This window comes from Vibrio sp. M250220 (genome assembly GCF_036533795.1).
Lineage (GTDB): Bacteria > Pseudomonadota > Gammaproteobacteria > Enterobacterales > Vibrionaceae > Vibrio.
This window is the reverse complement of the sequence record NZ_JATABI010000065.1, coordinates 1-16,339: the sequence shown is the minus strand read 5'-3', so window position 1 is coordinate 16,339 and position 16,339 is coordinate 1. Positions and strand designations below refer to the sequence as shown.

Genomic DNA, 16,339 nt, shown 5'->3' with positions numbered 1-16,339 from the left:
AGTCCAATTCTATTTAACGTAGTGAAAGATACTATGTTTAGAATTGACAGTCATACCGCCACCGAGTATTGCTGCCGTAGAGATTTTTACTGTTCGTCTATAGAAGAAAAACAAAAAATCATCACCCTAATCCTAGAGAGTCAAAAAGATATCGAGTATGTGGAACTAGCAAAATTGAACGATATGTTTAAACACCCTATTTTTATTCAAGACTAGAAGAATGCAAGTTGAACTCTATTAACAGGTTTGTAGGTTAAATCAGTTTTGCTTTTATCATATCGATTGCCAGACTACCGGCGGCACCACGGATGATACCATCACGGTACTGGTTAGCATGCCGTTCAACTGGCGAGCATCAACGCATCAACAATTGGGCTATGTGGCAACGGGTAATCATCAAGGTGACCTAACGGTGGAGCCAGTACCGAGAGAATTTGGTACTCGTCTTAGTGAAGTGAGAATCGACGAATGAATAATGATCAATGCATAGCATCTCTTAAGGAGCAACTTTATAACGCTGAGATAGCGTACTCTTGGGAATATATAGGTGGAGAGGGGAAGTATAGTCACTTAATAGAGTGGTGCACAGCGATATTGGCTGGCTCACTATGATCTGCTCCAGCAAGACTGGACACCACATTAAGCGACATTTTGCTGTTCAAAGTTAACTGGGCTTAGATACCCAAGAGCACTGTGCCTTCTCGTCCGATTATAATCAACCTCTATGTACTCGAAGATCGTTTGACGCATCTGGTCTCTAGTCATAATCGGCTCATATTGGATCGCTTCAACTTTCATAGAATGGAAGAAGCTCTCAACACAAGCATTGTCCCAGCAATTTCCTTTCCTACTCATACTTTGTTTTAGATTATAAGTAGTTATGAGGTCTCGATAATCTTTTGAGCAGTACTGACTACCTCGATCACTATGAACGATAACCTGCTCAGGGAACCCACGACGGAACAACGCCATTGATAGTGCGTCACAGACCAGCGTAGCCGTCATTCTGGTATCCATAGACCATCCGATTACTTGTCTTGAGTAAAGGTCAATAATTACTGCCAAGTACAACCAGCCTTCGCTTGTCGCAACATAGGTGATGTCTCCCGCCCATTTTTCATTCGGAGCCGCTGCGTTAAAGTTCTGAGCCAACAAGTTTGGAGCAACAGGCATTTGATGCTTGCTGTCCGTAGTGCACTTAAATTTACGTGCCGCTTTCGGCGTTAAATCTTGACGCTTCATACTGGCCGCAATGGTTTTAACATTGTGGTTATTACCGCTTTCAGACAGTTCTTTTTGGATTCGCCTTGAGCCATCTCGGCCTTTGCTGTTGTCAAAAGCTTCTTTGACCTTTGTATCAAGCTTTTGACGTATTGCTTCGCGTTGAATGGCCTTATGGCGATGTTTAATCCAGTAATAAAACCCACTTCGGGATACCCCGAACACCTTAGCCATACGCACAATATTGAAGCACAGCAGGTGTTCGAGCATAAATTCATAGCAATTTACTTTAGATTTTTCGCGAAGTAGGTGGCGGCCTTTTTTACAATTTCTAGCTCTTCTGCTTGCTCAGCCAACTGCCTTTTGAGCTTGGCAACCTCTGCGGCTAGCTCTTGCTCTCGCTGACTCGTATTGGTGTCTTTCTTCGAGTTCTTCCGCCACCCATAGATTTGAGATTCATGTAAAGAAAGCTGTCTTGCTGCGGCAGCTACTCCGACTTTCTCTGCTAGCTTCAGAGTTTCTGCTTTAAATTCAGGGGAATGTTTAATTCTAGTTTTCTTAGTTGTCATTGTTCACCTCGTTAGTGATTGTACTCACTTAACTCAGTGTCCAAAACTGCTGGGGCGGATCACTATTCCCGTTGTTCTTATTAGTCGTAGAAGATGATGCTATTTATCAATCTGGTTTTTGGCTGTTTTCATCAGCTGGTTTAATAATGGTGTTTGTATCAAGGTACTTGTTCGGGCCTGATAAACATCGCTGTTATCACTTTATGTTAAGGGTGTTTTTTTGTACCCTAAACTCAATAAAACAGATAAATGGATAGAGTATAAAGTCATGTTAATTGTCGTTTCTCCTGCGAAAACGTTAGATTATGAATCTCCTCTGGCTATTGAGAAGTTTACTCAGCCGGAGTTAGTTGAATATTCCAAAGAGTTAATTGATGTTTGTCGCAAGCTGACTCCTGCCAATGTCGCCAGCTTAATGAAGGTCAGCGATAAGATTGCTGATTTGAATGTAGGCCGTTTTCAAGAGTGGAGTGAAGAGTTCACGACTGACAACGCACGCCAAGCAATTCTGGCGTTTAAAGGGGATGTGTACACGGGATTGGATGCGGAGTCACTAAGTGAAGAGGACTTTGAATACGCGCAAAAACATCTGCGTATGCTATCGGGTCTCTATGGCTTGTTAAAACCACTTGATTTGATGCAACCCTACCGTTTAGAGATGGGCACCAAACTCGCCAATGGTAAAGGGAGCAACTTGTACCAGTTTTGGGGTAATGTGATTACCGATAAGCTCAATGAGGCGATTACTGCCCAAGGTGACAATGTACTTATCAACTTAGCATCAAATGAATATTTTAAAGCAGTAAAACCTAAGTTGTTGGACGCGCAGGTGATCACGCCTGTCTTTAAAGATTGTAAAAACGGCCAGTATAAAGTGATCAGTTTTTACGCCAAAAAAGCACGGGGCATGATGGCGCGTTATATCATTGAGCAACGTATCTCTAGTGTGGCTGATTTAACGAAATTTGACACTGCGGGCTATTACTTTGTTGAAGATGAGTCAACACCAACAGAGTTAGTTTTCAAACGAGAAGAACAGTAATAGAAGGCACTGAAATGTTGAACTGGTTTAAGCGATGGTTAGCCAAGTATGATCAGTGGTGTTTGTCATTGGGATTGACACCAGAGCATAAACGTAGCTGTGTTCCTTACCGAAGTGAACCAGAACAGTCTTCAGTAGAAACTACCAAAAAGGCGCAGCGATGATGCGCCTTTTTGATACGCATTGCCACCTTGATTTTGAGTGCTTTTCTGAACACTTTGCTGACCATTTAGAAACGGCTCGAAGGCATCAAGTCGAGCGCGTCTTATTGCCTTCAATAGGCATGTCTAACTGGCAAAAAGTGATATCTCTTGCAGAGCACCACACCGGTGTCTACTACGCGCTTGGAATGCACCCTTTATTTTTAAATCAGCAAAGTGAGCACCAAGTTACCGAATTGCGTCTACTATTAGAACGGCAACAGGATTTATGTGTCGCGGTAGGAGAGTGTGGTTTAGATGCCATGATTGATGTCGACATGGAACTGCAAGATCGGCTTTTCGTTCAGCAAGTCGAACTGGCTATCGAGTTTAAGCTACCTCTCATTTTACATAGCCGCAAAACGCATAACCGTTTGCTACAGATTCTTAAGCAGAAGCAGTTCAAGTTTGGCGGTGTATTGCACGGTTTTTCTGGTAGCTATCAGCAAGCAATGCAGTTTGTTGAGCTTGGTTTTTATATCGGTGTCGGTGGTGTGATTGCTTATCCAAGAGCCAACAAAACGCGTTTAGCGATAGCGCAGTTACCGCTTGATGCTTTGGTGTTAGAAACAGATTCTCCCGACATGCCACTTATGAATGAGCAAGGCAAGCCTAACCATCCCCAAAACCTGAATAAAATATTGCTTGAGCTCGCATTGTTAAAGAATACCTCCACGCAAACGATTGCTGAAAGCGTTTGGAAAAATAGTCATGTGCTGTTCAATATTTGTGAATAAATCCGAAAGATAACGCACCTTCAATCACGACATTTCCATTGAATGGTGACAATGTTCACATTGTTGAGTGAATCACTGATGAATCTTATAAGAAAGTGTGAAGGTAGCATTACTTTATCGTTGGTTGGGTGAGTATAATTGCCCACGCTTTTAAGCTCCATTTTGTAACACGCCAACATATAACTAATAAGGAAATCATAAACTATGAGCCTGTTTATGAGTATTGTAGGGATGATCGTCCTGCTAGGATTAGCAGTTCTTTTATCTGACAATCGAAAAGCGATCAACTTCAGAACTGTAGGTGGTGCTTTTGCGATTCAATTTATTTTAGGTGCATTTATTCTTTATGTCCCTTGGGGACAAGAGTTGCTGAAAAACTTCTCTGATGGTGTATCAAGTGTAATTGCATATGGTAATAAAGGTACTGAATTCATCTTTGGTGGTTTAGTCTCTGGAAAAATGTTTGAAATATTCGGTGGTGGCGGCTTTGTTTTTGCTTTCCGCGTACTTCCTACCCTAATCTTTTTCTCTGCCTTTATCTCTGTACTTTACTACATTGGTGTAATGCAATGGGTTATCAAGATTCTTGGTGGCGGTCTACAAAAAGCACTAGGTACTTCACGTGCCGAGTCAATGTCTGCAGCAGCTAACATCTTCGTTGGTCAAACTGAAGCGCCTCTAGTGGTTCGTCCGTTTGTTCCTAAAATGACTCAGTCTGAGCTATTTGCAGTAATGTGTGGTGGTCTAGCTTCTATCGCAGGTGGTGTACTTGCAGCATTTGCTGGAATGGGTGTTCCAATTGAATACTTAGTAGCAGCATCATTCATGGCTGCGCCTGGTGGTCTACTGTTTGCCAAAATTATCATGCCCGAAACTGATACACCTCAAGAAGACCTAGGTACTGACATCGACGGTGGCGCTGACAAACCCGCAAACGTTATTGATGCAGCAGCTGGTGGTGCAGCAATGGGGTTACAACTCGCTCTTAACGTAGGTGCAATGCTACTTGCATTCATCGGTTTGATCGCTCTAGTTAATGGTATGCTTGGTAGTATTGGTGGTTGGGTTGGAATGCCTGAACTAACTTTAGAGCTAATTTTAGGTTGGTTATTCTCTCCACTGGCATTTGTTATCGGTGTTCCATGGGAAGAGGCGACACTTGCTGGCTCATTCATCGGCCAGAAGATCGTTGCTAACGAATTTGTAGCTTACGTAGCATTCTCGCCATACCTAGCTGAAGGCGCTGAAATTGTTCTTTCGGATAAAACGAAAGCAATTATTTCATTCGCTCTATGTGGTTTCGCAAACCTTTCCTCTATCGCGATCCTTCTAGGAGGTCTAGGTAGCCTTGCCCCTGAACGTCGTCACGAGATCGCTCGTATGGGTGTTAAAGCGGTTTGTGCTGGTACGCTATCTAACCTAATGGCGGCAACAATTGCAGGTTTCTGTTTGAGCCTAGCAGCTCTTTAATTACGCCGTAATTAATATATATAGACGCCGTTTTAAAAAGCCCCGTAGTCACACGTTGTGTGCTACGGGGCTTTTTTATTTTTTCTTTCGTCGTTTGTTGCTTGCTAACGATGTTAACTGCGAATATTCACCCCAATCATTTAGTGAAATGAAACACCTTGGGAGTCACATTCTTGTTGCCTTTGTTCGCGAACAAAATACTTGGAAATACATCAGCCTAATTGGATTTAGGCGATAAATTCACTGCGTTTGGATATTGATAAGATTGAGCAAACGTTGAACAAAACCTTTTTTTGAGATACAAACCGTTTGCGCTCTATGAGCCACTACAGTTCTGCGACAAATAGCTATAATGTAGGTATCTATAGAAAGTAGGGTTAAACTTATGAACGAAGTTATCCTCGCAACCTTAGCGGGTTTTGTCGTTGGAGTCCTGTTTTCCGCCATCAAGCTTCCGGTACCTGCGCCACCTGTTTTGGCAGGCGTTATGGGCATCGTCGGAGTGTACTTAGGTGGTGTAGCCTATCAATGGATTATTGAAAGGTTTTTTAGCTAGCGATAATTAACACAAGGAGTATGATTGGCGCTGGCAGCAACTGACCGTTGCTTGGGTTAAAGCCCATATATGTTAGACACCGCAATCGTAGATTGTTGTGCCATAGACCAAACTGGTACTGTGCGGTGACAAGGATAGCAATTGGCATATTAAAATTCGCTGTATATGCCGAGTCTTCAAGGAACCAAGTCCGTTCATAAATGACTGCAGTTCTGCAAACGATGCAGAGCAGTGACTTTTTTGAATATTGATCGGAGATAGAAATGAGCGATTTAAAAGCAGCAGCACTACGTGCACTTAAACTAATGGACCTAACTACGCTGAATGATGATGACACTGATGCGAAAGTTATTTCTCTATGTCATGACGCAAAATCAGCAGTAGGTAACACGGCTGCAATTTGTATTTACCCTCGCTTTATTCCTATTGCTAAGAAGACACTTCGTGAGCAAGGTACGCCAGACGTTCGCATTGCAACAGTAACAAACTTCCCTCACGGTAATGACGATATCGAAATCGCAGTTGCTGAGACAAAAGCCGCTGTAGCTTACGGTGCTGATGAAGTTGACGTAGTATTCCCATACCGCGCCCTAATGGCGGGTAACGAAGAAGTGGGATACGAGCTGGTTAAGCAATGTAAAGAAGCGTGTGGCGATATCCTTCTAAAAGTTATCATCGAAACGGGTGAGCTGAAAGAAGAAGCACTTATCAAGAAAGCATCAGAAATTTGTATCAAAGCGGGTGCAGATTTCATTAAAACTTCAACAGGTAAAGTGCCAGTAAATGCAACTCCAGAATACGCGCGCATGATGTTGGAAGTGATTCGTGACATGGGCGTTGCACAAACGGTTGGTTTTAAACCAGCGGGTGGTGTGCGTACTGCGGAAGATGCGCAAGCATACTTAGCAATGGCTGACGAAATCCTTGGTGACAACTGGGTAGATGCTCGTCACTACCGTTTTGGTGCGTCAAGCTTGCTGACGAACCTACTTAATACATTAGAAGTAACAGACGAAACTGCAGATCCTGCAGCTTACTAATTCTAAATAGTCTGTCAGGTGGAGCAGTGTTGATGCTGCTCCCCATTACCTCTTTACCTTACAACCATTGCAAAAAAAGCATGGGAGGATCTAATGTATTTACCTCAAGCTTTCTTACCACAAGAAGTGATTCGTAAAAAACGCGACGGCGAAATTCTTACTGCCGAAGAAATTAACTTCTTTATCCAAGGTGTAGCGAAGAACACTGTATCTGAAGGTCAGATCGCAGCGTTTGCTATGGCTATCTTTTTCAACGAAATGACTATGCCAGAACGTATCGCACTCACTTGTGCAATGCGTGACTCTGGTATGGTTATCGATTGGAGCGACAAAGAGTTTGGCGGCCCGATTGTTGATAAACACTCAACGGGTGGTGTCGGTGATGTGACCTCGCTTATGCTAGGTCCTATGGTTGCTGCATGTGGTGGTTTCGTTCCGATGATCTCAGGCCGTGGTCTTGGTCATACGGGGGGAACTCTCGATAAGCTTGAATCGATTCCTGGCTACAATATCACGCCGACCAATGAAGTGTTTGGTGATGTTACTAAAGATGCTGGTGTGGCGATTATTGGCCAGACGGGTGATCTCGCTCCTGCCGATAAACGTGTATACGCCACTCGCGATATCACAGCAACCGTTGACAACATTTCTCTGATCACAGCATCGATTCTTTCGAAGAAACTTGCTGCTGGTCTAGAGTCGCTTGTTATGGATGTCAAAGTGGGTTCTGGCGCTTTTATGCCAACTTATGAAGCATCTGAAGAATTAGCTAAATCTATTGTAGCTGTTGCAAACGGTGCGGGTACTAAGACAACGGCAATCTTAACGGATATGAACCAAGTTCTAGCCTCCTCTGCTGGTAACGCAGTAGAAGTGCGTGAAGCCGTTCAGTTCCTGACTGGCGAGTATCGTAACCCGCGTCTTCTTGAAGTGACGATGGCGTCATGTGCTGAAATGTTGGTGTTGGCTAAACTCGCTGACAATACTGAACAAGCACGCGCTAAACTGATGGAAGTACTCGATAACGGTAAAGCGGCGGAATGCTTCGGTAAAATGGTCGCTGGTCTTGGTGGTCCTGCTGACTTCGTAGAAAACTATGATAGCTACCTAGATAAAGCAGAAATTATTAAGCCGGTTTATGCGGAACAATCGGGCGTAGTCTCTGCTATGGATACTCGAGCAATTGGTATGGCCGTGGTTGCGATGGGCGGTGGACGCCGAGTTGCAACTGATACGATTGATTATGCTGTCGGTTTCGATCATTTTATTCGTTTAGGCGAACAAGCTTCGAATGATAAACCTCTCGCTGTTATTCACGCACGTAGTGAAGAGCAATGGCAGGAAGCGGCAGATGCGCTGAAGAAAGCAATTACGATTGGCGGTGAGTACATTGCAACGCCAGAAGTTTACTGCCAGATTCGCGCGGAAGACGTTTAATTAAATTACACAAAGGCCTGCTTGCACCACAAATAGTCAAAGTTGAGTGGGCCTAAGGAAAGAGCAATGAAAAGAGCATTTATTTTAGTCCTAGACTCATTTGGCATCGGTGCAACTGCAGATGCAAAAGACTTTGGTGATGTCGGTTCTGACACATTAGGTCATATTGCAGAGCAGTGTGAGAAAGGTTTAGCGGATAACGCAGAGCGTAGTGGTCCTCTTCGTCTACCAAACTTGTCTAAACTTGGTCTTGCGATGGCACATAAAGAGTCGACAGGTAGTTTTGCTCCGGGCCTTGACGCTGATGCAGAAATCATTGGCGCTTACGGCCATGCTGCCGAGCTATCTTCAGGCAAAGACACGCCATCTGGTCACTGGGAAATTGCAGGTGTGCCTGTACTTTTCGACTGGGGTTACTTCACAGATAAACAAAACAGTTTCCCTAAAGAACTGACGGACCGAATTCTTGAGCGTGCAGGCTTAGATGGTTTCTTAGGTAACTGTCACGCATCAGGAACACAAGTTCTTGATGATCTTGGTGAAGAGCACATGAAAACGGGTCAACCGATCTTCTATACTTCGGCTGATTCAGTATTTCAAATTGCGTGTCACGAAGAGACATTTGGTTTAGACCGCCTACTTGAACTGTGCCAAATTGCGCGTGAAGAGCTGGAAGATTACAACATTGGTCGTGTTATCGCTCGTCCTTTCATTGGCCCTGGTAAAGGTCAGTTTGAGCGTACTGGTAACCGTCGCGATTTATCAGTTGAACCACCTTCAGTCACTGTTCTACAAAAACTGGTAGAAGAGAAGCAAGGCAATGTTGTTTCAATCGGTAAGATTGCTGATATCTACGCTAACTGCGGCATTACGAAGAAAGTGAAAGCAACAGGTATCCCTGCGTTGTTCGAAGCGACTCTTGAGCAAATCAAAGACGCTGGCGACAACACTATCGTGTTCACTAACTTTGTAGACTTTGACTCTGCATACGGTCACCGCCGTGATGTGGCGGGTTATGCAGCCGCACTAGAATATTTCGATGGACGAATCAACGAAGTACTAGAGTTAATGGAGCAAGATGATGTTCTTATCCTGACGGCTGACCACGGTTGTGACCCAACTTGGCCAGGTACTGACCACACTCGTGAACACATTCCAGTGATTGTTTACGGTCCAAAAGTTCCAGCGGGCTCTCTTGGTCTACGTGACACATTCGCTGACATCGGTCAGACACTGGCGAGTCACTTTGGTATTTCGCCAATGGATTACGGTAAAAACTTCCTGTAATCCAAGCAGTTTAATTGAAAAATAGAGGGCTAGTCCCTCTATTATTTTGTCATTTCTAACTAAGGAAATTGAATCATGGCAACTCCACATATCAACGCAGAAATGGGTGCATTCGCAGATGTTGTTCTAATGCCGGGTGACCCGCTACGTGCCAAATACATTGCAGAAACCTTCTTGGAAGATGTTGTACAGGTATGTGACGTACGAAACATGTACGGCTTCACGGGCACTTACAAGGGCCGTAAAGTATCAGTAATGGGTCACGGTATGGGTATCCCATCGTGCTCGATCTACGCGACGGAACTTATCAAAGACTTCGGCGTGAAAAAAATTATCCGCGTAGGCAGTTGTGGTGCAGTAAGCGAAGACATTAAAGTTCGCGACGTTGTTATCGGTATGGGCGCGTGTACTGACTCGAAAGTGAACCGTATCCGTTTTAAAGGTCATGACTTTGCTGCAATCGCTGATTACAAGATGGTTCGTGCCGCTGAAGATGCAGCGAAAGCTCGTGGCATTGAAGTAAAAGTAGGTAACCTATTTTCGGCAGAACTCTTCTACACGCCAGATCCTGAAATGTTCGATGTAATGGACAAGTACGGCATCGTAGGTGTTGAGATGGAAGCCGCTGGTATCTACGGCGTATGTGCTGAGTACGGCGCGAAAGCGCTAACCATCTGTACTGTTTCTGACCATATCAAGACGGGTGAGCAAACGACTTCAGATGAGCGTCAGACGACTTTCAACGATATGATGATCATTGCGTTGGATTCAGTGCTACTAGGTGACGCAGAGTAATTAAGAGCGGGCTGCGCCCTGCGAGAATTTAGAACGCTACGCTTCTAGATCGGACTTCGTCCTTCGAGAGGAGCTTGTGATGAGCGAGTCGAAAGTTGCAGGCAGCGCTGGCTAATCCTTTAGTCTAATTGTCTGATTTTAAAGGAAAAGGGTTGGCATGATGTGTCAGCCCTTAAAAAGTTGTCTCGCTTCTCGCTTCTCGCTTCTCGCTTCTCGCTTACATATCCTTCAACAACAAATTCTCGCCTTTGCGTTTGTTAGGCTTGCGTCGCACGATCAGTGTGAGAAGCAATCCCGCCACAAAGCTAAGACCAACCATGGTGTACATATAGCGGTCACTTTTACGGTAATAGTGATCAGAGAAGGCGGTTAATTTACCGGTTTCAAAGGTAATGCGCACAAACCCGATAACAGAACCATCGTGCAAAACCGGTTCTACCAGTTGCTGTTTACCAATACGTGCAGTCTGTAGAGGTGTATCAAGGCCGAGCATCTCTCGAACGGATTTGGCTTGATCACTGGCTGCCAGTTTTACACCCTCAGCATCATAAATGGTTGCATCAACAACCAGATTGTCTTTAGCCAACTGATTGGTCAGTCTCAGTAGGCGCTCTTGATCCTGATTAACGATCATTTCGCTAGCGGAAAGTGAAGCCTGTGAAATCAGAATATTGGTTAGCGTTTCTAACTGATTAGCCTGAATCTGTTCATTGCCCTTGGTTATTTTGACGCTGTTGATCGCGATAGACGCCACCATCGCAATTAAGGAGACAATTCCTAGCACCTTCATGGCCATTCGAAATGAGAATAGGGAGGTGTCCATTTTTCACCTAAATCGAGCTTAGTTGTACTTTAGATCATATTGAGACTTGCGCATCCAAATTGCAATAGGTTAACGTGATGGGATATTTTATAGGAATTGCAAACATGGACACGTTGAAGACTCTCTCTATTCGTAAACATACCCCTTTAATTAACCGCTTACCTGAAACCCGACTAGCAACGCAATTTGACAAGGCGAAAGCTGGATGGGTCGTTTTTGCTGACTATCTATGCCCAGATCAGTTTAATGATATTGATTTCTTCGTCGGCTATAACAATGCCGTTGTTGATGTATGGAAAGTTGGAAACTACGAAGTTGCATTAATGGCAGGGGAGCTCACCGCAGAGCATGAGGAAATTTTACAAGCTCTGAAATTAGACTATTCCGCTCTGCATGATATGCCCGATTTGACTAAGCCGGGTTTGGTGGTACTCGATATGGACTCAACGGCAATTCAGATTGAGTGTATCGATGAGATCGCTAAGCTAGCAGGTGTTGGCGAGGAAGTGGCAGAAGTGACCGAACGTGCAATGCAAGGCGAGCTCGATTTTGAGCAGAGCTTGCGTCAGCGCGTTGCCAAACTTGAGGGCGCAGATGAATCTATATTGTCTGAGGTACGCCAAACACTCCCTTTAATGCCTGATTTGCCTGAACTGATCGGTACACTAAAGCAGTATGGTTGGAAGACAGCTATCGCATCCGGTGGCTTTACCTACTTTTCCGATCACCTTCAGCAGCGCCTTGAGCTAGACCATGCACAGTCAAATCAACTAGAGATTGTCGACGGCAAGCTAACCGGTAAGGTCGTTGGTGACGTGGTATCTGCACAGACGAAGGCTGACATCCTACTCGAATTAGCTGAGCAGTATGATATTGAAGCGCACAATACGATTGCGGTTGGTGATGGCGCAAATGATCTAGTGATGATGGAAGCGGCTGGATTGGGTGTTGCTTATCACGCTAAACCTAAGGTAGAGCAGCAAGCAAGAAGTGCCGTGCGTTACGCTGGGCTGGGCGGCATAATCTGCATTCTATCTGCAATCCTAGTTAAGCAGAAACGGGTTAGCTTTAAGCCTCAACCTTAAAGAAAAGCGAGACATTGTCTCGCTTTTTTATCGAGTTAACTCCAGTCGAATTAAGACTTCTTCAGTGATGTCGATAAGTTCACCGTAGCCAACAATACTATGCATCTCTTTTTCTAAGCTGCGAGCTTGATGCATGCTGACTTGAGCCAGCTCGTTTAAGTCTTTGCGCACTAAAGCTGTTATCGGGTCAAATACAGGAGCACCACAAATACGGATGGCATAAAACTCACCCATCGCTTGTGACTTTTTGATAAACATAATGCGTTCTTTGATATTGGCAAATTCACTGCTCAGCTTTGATTCGACAGATTGGATTCGAGTGCCGAACTTGACTGTCGCTAGGTAGAGTTCGTGGTATTGAGGCTCTGCACCCTCGATACGCTTCATTGGTTGTGCTAGCAGCGTATTTGTCCGTCCCTTATAGATTGGTGCTAAGGAGAAGCTCTTTTCATCGCCTAGTTTCGCTAAGATTGCGAGATAAGACTTGAGTGGATAGTTCACTCCAATCGCTTTAGGTCTGAGACTTCCCTCTTTCTTCTCTACGTAGAGAGGCGTGCTGACCATCTTATCGAGTAGGATGTTGTGTAAACCTTCCAATAGCTCATTACTTGGGAGCAACTCTTTTTTAGCGATGAGTTTATCTTGGTTGTGTTCGATTAACTTGCCGAAAAAGGCAATAGTTCGCATCATCTGGCTATCTTCAATGATAGCAAGTTGGAGCGTTTTTTCGCCTGGGCTGACACGAATAATGGTGTATGGCACCACATCCAAAGGCAGCTTCTTGTCGTAAAGCTGAAGTTCTTTGAAGTTAATCGTACAAGTATCCCCCGCTTTTAAGCTGCATGGTTGTGTTAATGCGATGCTCATACCGTGCTTGGAAATATCGACACTGACGCCATCAATACTTTCACCACTTGGATGTGAAAGCGTAATAGGGGAACGGAACTGATACCTAGGTTCTTTGCGTCGAGATTTTGCATCAAAGTAGACACAAGCAGGATTGCTTTTAGGGTTTCGAGCATGTCGAAAACGATTGAGATCGTTGCTTGCGAGCTGAGGTTTATCCGTTAGCAGGTAGTCCTGTCGGCTACTTTCGTCGGCGATCTCTTGTAAGATACCGCAGTGAGTCAAAGACTCTGTTTCCAACTCACTGGAGTGATTTGCCAGTGTCTGTTTTTCTGCTTCAGACAACTCAAACACAGACAGGCGGAATGCCTTCCAGCTCTCCTTTTTGGCTCCAATATGCCAAAACAACTGACGCAATTCACGAGTCGCTTCCGGCATCATCATTGAGAAGAAGAGGGTTTTATCTTTATGTTCATGAGTGAACGAGTAAAGTACATTATTACTGCCTCTCATGCCTTCAGCCGTTAACTGCGTCATACGCTGCTCGTGAAAAAGGCTGCTTAGTGTCTGTTGATTGCGCTCGTCATGCCAGTACTGCCAGATAGGCTGATTATTTTCCGTCATCAGTACGAGCTTAAGCTCATTGCCGCTAAAAAAGACAGGCAAGTTGCAAGTGTGTTTTAAATAGGTGTGCTCGAAACCTCGTGAACGAGCACGGATAATCTTGTCTTGATTGTCATGACGAGCTTTCTGCGTGTCACTTTTCACTACGTAGTCGATAACTTGCTCAATGATGTTTGACGTATCAAGCTTTAGTAGGCGAAGGAACTTAACCGCATCGTTTTCGTATGACTCATCAATTCCAACAATGCGATATGGGATCACGGAATCAATACCACCAATGTCGACATTTTTGCTCAGTTCTACTAGACGAACATCGATCACTTCCCCGAGTTTGTAATCAAACGCGGAAGGGACTTTAAACTTAGCGCCTGAAGGAGAGAGATCGATGGTGACCGCGTGGACAACTTGTCTATTGGCCAACTTGAGTTCTATTTGAGAAGACAGTTTTAGGCGGTTCTCTTTACGCTTAAGATCATAGCCTAAGGTGATTGCTTCGACGTCGATGCCATTCGTTTCTATGCTGACTTCAGTGCCTAGGGGCTTGCCACGCTTTTGCATGACGCGGAAATTATTATGGGTGTTACAAAGCGCTTCCCACACACCCTCAGTATAGCCACCAAATTTACGGGTGTTCTTGTGATAGGCGTTGAAAGCGACATCATCTAACCAGTGCTTGAGACCATCGAGTTCGTATTCGCGGCACTCTCCCTTGACTCGTCCGCGTAAATCGATGGATTTAGTGCAAGGCGCCATAACACGGTTAAGCTCCATTTTTACTAGGATCTTAACGGAAGGAGGATCCCCCTCGGTCATTTGACCGAGAAGATAATCGAAGTCTTCTGAGTGATAAGCGGGAATGAGACGTTCCGCGAGAGAGAGTATTTCTGGCTGCTGCATATTTTTTGTTAGAGTATCCCTTACTCATTTCATATCGGCCTTGATATAAAGATCTTTAGTGATATGTTACTGCGAATCAAGTAGAGAAGATGATATAAGCTACTTCCGTCGTAGTTTATGTCACAAATACAAAATTTAAGACCTGAGGTTACATGGCAAAAGCGAAAACAGCGTACGTATGTAATGACTGCGGTGCAGATTTCCCACGTTGGCAAGGGCAGTGCAACGCCTGTGGCGCGTGGAACACTATCAGTGAAGTTCGATTGGCAGCATCTCCAAGTGTTGCTCGTAACGAACGTCTATCGGGATATGCAGGTTCAACTACGGAAACCAAAGTTCAGACACTGTCAGAGATCGATCTGCAAGAAGTCCCTCGCTTTACGAGCGGCTTTAAAGAACTCGATCGAGTTTTGGGTGGCGGTGTCGTTCCTGGGGCTGCGATCCTTATCGGTGGTAATCCGGGGGCTGGTAAATCCACACTGCTACTACAAACTATGTGCTATTTGGCATCACAAATGCCGACCTTATATGTGACTGGTGAAGAGTCACTGCAACAGGTCGCGATGCGCGCTTCTCGGTTAGGTCTGCCGAAAGATAATCTAAAAATGCTTTCGGAGACCAATGTTGACCGAATTTGTCAGATCGCTGAAAAAGAGCAGCCCAAAATTATGGTGATTGACTCTATTCAAGTTATGCATGTATCAGATGTTCAATCTTCACCAGGTAGTGTGGCTCAGGTACGAGAGTCTGCTACTGCCCTCACACGGTACGCTAAACAAAACAATGTCGCGGTATTTATCGTTGGTCATGTTACCAAAGATGGTACGTTGGCGGGGCCAAAAGTATTGGAACATATCATTGACTGCTCCGTATTGCTCGATGGCGGGGCAGACAGTCGTTTCCGTACTTTACGCAGTCATAAAAACCGTTTTGGTGCGGTGAATGAGCTGGGGGTCTTCGCTATGACGGGTCAAGGCTTAAAAGAGGTGAGCAATCCATCTGCAATCTTCCTTTCTCGCGGCGAGGAAGAGACGTCAGGCAGCTCGGTGATGGTTGTTTGGGAAGGAACACGCCCACTTCTTGTTGAGATACAGGCGTTGGTTGATTATTCACAGTTGGCCAATCCACGTCGTGTTGCTGTTGGTCTCGAACAGAATCGTTTATCGCTTTTACTTGCAGTGCTGCACAAGCATGGTGGTCTACAGATGGCGGATCAAGATGTTTTCGTCAATGTCGTCGGCGGGGTAAAAGTGACAGAAACCAGTGCCGATTTAGCGTTAGTGATGGCATTACTCTCTAGCTTCCGTGATCGACCATTGCCTAAGGATGTGGTGGTGTTTGGAGAAGTTGGATTGGCTGGTGAGATTCGCCCTGTTCCCAGTGGTCAAGAGCGACTTAACGAAGCCTTTAAACACGGCTTTAAGCGAGCGATAGTGCCTGCGGCAAATATGCCCAAAGGTGGTATTGCTGGAATGCAGATTCATGGGGTTAAAAAGCTTAGCGAAGCGATTGAAGCGTTTGATGAGCTTTAAACAGAGGGGCTTCGCCCTGCGAGAATCTAGAACGCTTCGCGTCGAGATCGGGCTGCGCCCTTCGAGAGGAGCTTGTGATGAGCGAGTCGAAAGTTGCAGGCAAAGCTGGATGAGATTTAAGCTTAATTGTATGAATTTAAAAGAAAAGGGTTGACGCACACTGTCAACCCTTCCAAGA

At 44.9% G+C, this 16,339-nt stretch carries 17 protein-coding genes; 13 read left to right on the top strand and 4 right to left on the bottom strand.

All coding sequences use genetic code 11. The annotated features are described in order from the left end of the window. Together QTN94_RS18105 and QTN94_RS18100 are read left to right on the top strand one after the other, a co-directional pair. On the top strand, positions 1 to 216 hold a 216-nt coding region (locus QTN94_RS18105; RefSeq protein WP_443088807.1), incomplete at its 5' end, for a hypothetical protein. Positions 217 to 334: 118 nt separating this feature from the next. Then, on the top strand, positions 335 to 472 hold the full coding sequence (locus QTN94_RS18100; protein WP_331428434.1) for a hypothetical protein: 138 nt from the start codon (positions 335 to 337) through the stop codon (positions 470 to 472). A 167-nt stretch (positions 473 to 639) separates the two neighbouring features. On the opposite strand, the gene QTN94_RS18095 is transcribed toward QTN94_RS18100, so the two are convergent. Further along, positions 640 to 1,790 (bottom strand): IS3 family transposase gene (locus QTN94_RS18095; protein WP_331428433.1). Its coding sequence is split into 2 segments (ribosomal slippage): positions 640 to 1,547 and positions 1,547 to 1,790, totalling 1,152 coding nucleotides; the frame shifts between segments, so codons are not numbered across the junction. A 268-nt stretch (positions 1,791 to 2,058) separates the two neighbouring features. Between QTN94_RS18095 and yaaA the strand changes: the two genes are divergently transcribed. The 5 genes from yaaA (at position 2,059) to QTN94_RS18070 (ending at position 5,795) form a co-directional block, all read left to right on the top strand. After that, entirely contained in the window at positions 2,059 to 2,832 is a 774-nt protein-coding gene (gene yaaA, locus QTN94_RS18090; RefSeq protein ID WP_331418453.1) for a peroxide stress protein YaaA, read from the top strand. 14 nt (positions 2,833 to 2,846) lie between these two features. After that, positions 2,847 to 2,996, top strand: a complete 150-nt coding sequence (locus QTN94_RS18085) for a DUF5363 family protein (protein ID WP_331428432.1) — start codon at positions 2,847 to 2,849, stop codon at positions 2,994 to 2,996. After that, a complete protein-coding gene (locus QTN94_RS18080) occupies positions 2,996 to 3,769 on the top strand; it encodes a TatD family hydrolase (protein ID WP_331428435.1) in 774 nt (257 codons plus the stop codon). Before QTN94_RS18085 ends, QTN94_RS18080 begins: the two co-directional genes overlap by 1 nt. A gap of 204 nt (positions 3,770 to 3,973) precedes the next feature. Continuing rightward, on the top strand, positions 3,974 to 5,239 hold the full coding sequence (locus QTN94_RS18075; protein ID WP_331428431.1) for a NupC/NupG family nucleoside CNT transporter: 1,266 nt from the start codon (positions 3,974 to 3,976) through the stop codon (positions 5,237 to 5,239). A gap of 385 nt (positions 5,240 to 5,624) precedes the next feature. Continuing rightward, on the top strand, positions 5,625 to 5,795 hold the full coding sequence (locus QTN94_RS18070) for a XapX domain-containing protein (protein WP_138973512.1): 171 nt from the start codon (positions 5,625 to 5,627) through the stop codon (positions 5,793 to 5,795). On the opposite strand, the gene QTN94_RS18065 is transcribed toward QTN94_RS18070, so the two are convergent. Next, positions 5,788 to 5,943, bottom strand: a complete 156-nt coding sequence (locus tag QTN94_RS18065; protein ID WP_331418456.1) for a hypothetical protein — start codon at positions 5,941 to 5,943, stop codon at positions 5,788 to 5,790. The genes QTN94_RS18070 and QTN94_RS18065 overlap by 8 nt on opposite strands. Before the next feature lie 115 nt (positions 5,944 to 6,058). On the opposite strand from QTN94_RS18065, the gene deoC reads away from it, so the two are divergent. The 4 genes from deoC to deoD all read left to right on the top strand — a co-directional run bounded on the left by deoC (position 6,059) and on the right by deoD (position 10,354). Beyond that, positions 6,059 to 6,835 (top strand): deoxyribose-phosphate aldolase, encoded by a 777-nt coding sequence (gene deoC / locus QTN94_RS18060; protein ID WP_331428430.1) that lies wholly within the window; start codon positions 6,059 to 6,061, stop codon positions 6,833 to 6,835. 93 nt (positions 6,836 to 6,928) lie between these two features. After that, a complete protein-coding gene (gene deoA / locus QTN94_RS18055) occupies positions 6,929 to 8,272 on the top strand; it encodes a thymidine phosphorylase (RefSeq protein WP_331428429.1) in 1,344 nt (447 codons plus the stop codon). A gap of 66 nt (positions 8,273 to 8,338) precedes the next feature. Then, on the top strand, positions 8,339 to 9,559 hold the full coding sequence (locus QTN94_RS18050; protein ID WP_331428428.1) for a phosphopentomutase: 1,221 nt from the start codon (positions 8,339 to 8,341) through the stop codon (positions 9,557 to 9,559). Positions 9,560 to 9,634: 75 nt separating this feature from the next. Then, positions 9,635 to 10,354: a purine-nucleoside phosphorylase gene (gene deoD / locus QTN94_RS18045; protein ID WP_005473519.1), complete on the top strand. Its 720-nt coding sequence runs from the start codon at positions 9,635 to 9,637 to the stop codon at positions 10,352 to 10,354. Positions 10,355 to 10,571: 217 nt separating this feature from the next. On the opposite strand, the gene QTN94_RS18040 is transcribed toward deoD, so the two are convergent. Continuing rightward, a complete protein-coding gene (locus tag QTN94_RS18040; RefSeq protein ID WP_331418446.1) occupies positions 10,572 to 11,177 on the bottom strand; it encodes a YtjB family periplasmic protein in 606 nt (201 codons plus the stop codon). A gap of 104 nt (positions 11,178 to 11,281) precedes the next feature. On the opposite strand from QTN94_RS18040, the gene serB reads away from it, so the two are divergent. After that, positions 11,282 to 12,262 (top strand): phosphoserine phosphatase, encoded by a 981-nt coding sequence (gene serB, locus QTN94_RS18035; protein ID WP_331428427.1) that lies wholly within the window; start codon positions 11,282 to 11,284, stop codon positions 12,260 to 12,262. 27 nt (positions 12,263 to 12,289) lie between these two features. On the opposite strand, the gene QTN94_RS18030 is transcribed toward serB, so the two are convergent. Next, entirely contained in the window at positions 12,290 to 14,629 is a 2,340-nt protein-coding gene (locus QTN94_RS18030; RefSeq protein ID WP_331428426.1) for a PilZ domain-containing protein, read from the bottom strand. A 152-nt stretch (positions 14,630 to 14,781) separates the two neighbouring features. On the opposite strand from QTN94_RS18030, the gene radA reads away from it, so the two are divergent. Further along, positions 14,782 to 16,161 (top strand): DNA repair protein RadA, encoded by a 1,380-nt coding sequence (gene radA / locus QTN94_RS18025; RefSeq protein WP_138973504.1) that lies wholly within the window; start codon positions 14,782 to 14,784, stop codon positions 16,159 to 16,161. Positions 16,162 to 16,339: the final 178 nt, after the last annotated feature.

What these genes read in the sequence shown, in the direction of transcription:
- QTN94_RS18100 (WP_331428434.1), top strand. Translation starts at nt 335, where the DNA reads ATGCCGTTCAACTGGCGAGCATCAACGCATCAACAATTGGGCTATGTG.
- yaaA (WP_331418453.1), top strand. Translation starts at nt 2,059, where the DNA reads ATGTTAATTGTCGTTTCTCCTGCGAAAACGTTAGATTATGAATCTCCT.
- QTN94_RS18085 (WP_331428432.1), top strand. Translation starts at nt 2,847, where the DNA reads ATGTTGAACTGGTTTAAGCGATGGTTAGCCAAGTATGATCAGTGGTGT.
- QTN94_RS18080 (WP_331428435.1), top strand. Translation starts at nt 2,996, where the DNA reads ATGCGCCTTTTTGATACGCATTGCCACCTTGATTTTGAGTGCTTTTCT.
- QTN94_RS18075 (WP_331428431.1), top strand. Translation starts at nt 3,974, where the DNA reads ATGAGCCTGTTTATGAGTATTGTAGGGATGATCGTCCTGCTAGGATTA.
- QTN94_RS18070 (WP_138973512.1), top strand. Translation starts at nt 5,625, where the DNA reads ATGAACGAAGTTATCCTCGCAACCTTAGCGGGTTTTGTCGTTGGAGTC.
- QTN94_RS18065 (WP_331418456.1), bottom strand. Translation starts at nt 5,943, where the DNA reads ATGCCAATTGCTATCCTTGTCACCGCACAGTACCAGTTTGGTCTATGG.
- deoC (WP_331428430.1), top strand. Translation starts at nt 6,059, where the DNA reads ATGAGCGATTTAAAAGCAGCAGCACTACGTGCACTTAAACTAATGGAC.
- deoA (WP_331428429.1), top strand. Translation starts at nt 6,929, where the DNA reads ATGTATTTACCTCAAGCTTTCTTACCACAAGAAGTGATTCGTAAAAAA.
- QTN94_RS18050 (WP_331428428.1), top strand. Translation starts at nt 8,339, where the DNA reads ATGAAAAGAGCATTTATTTTAGTCCTAGACTCATTTGGCATCGGTGCA.
- deoD (WP_005473519.1), top strand. Translation starts at nt 9,635, where the DNA reads ATGGCAACTCCACATATCAACGCAGAAATGGGTGCATTCGCAGATGTT.
- QTN94_RS18040 (WP_331418446.1), bottom strand. Translation starts at nt 11,177, where the DNA reads ATGGACACCTCCCTATTCTCATTTCGAATGGCCATGAAGGTGCTAGGA.
- serB (WP_331428427.1), top strand. Translation starts at nt 11,282, where the DNA reads ATGGACACGTTGAAGACTCTCTCTATTCGTAAACATACCCCTTTAATT.
- QTN94_RS18030 (WP_331428426.1), bottom strand. Translation starts at nt 14,629, where the DNA reads ATGCAGCAGCCAGAAATACTCTCTCTCGCGGAACGTCTCATTCCCGCT.
- radA (WP_138973504.1), top strand. Translation starts at nt 14,782, where the DNA reads ATGGCAAAAGCGAAAACAGCGTACGTATGTAATGACTGCGGTGCAGAT.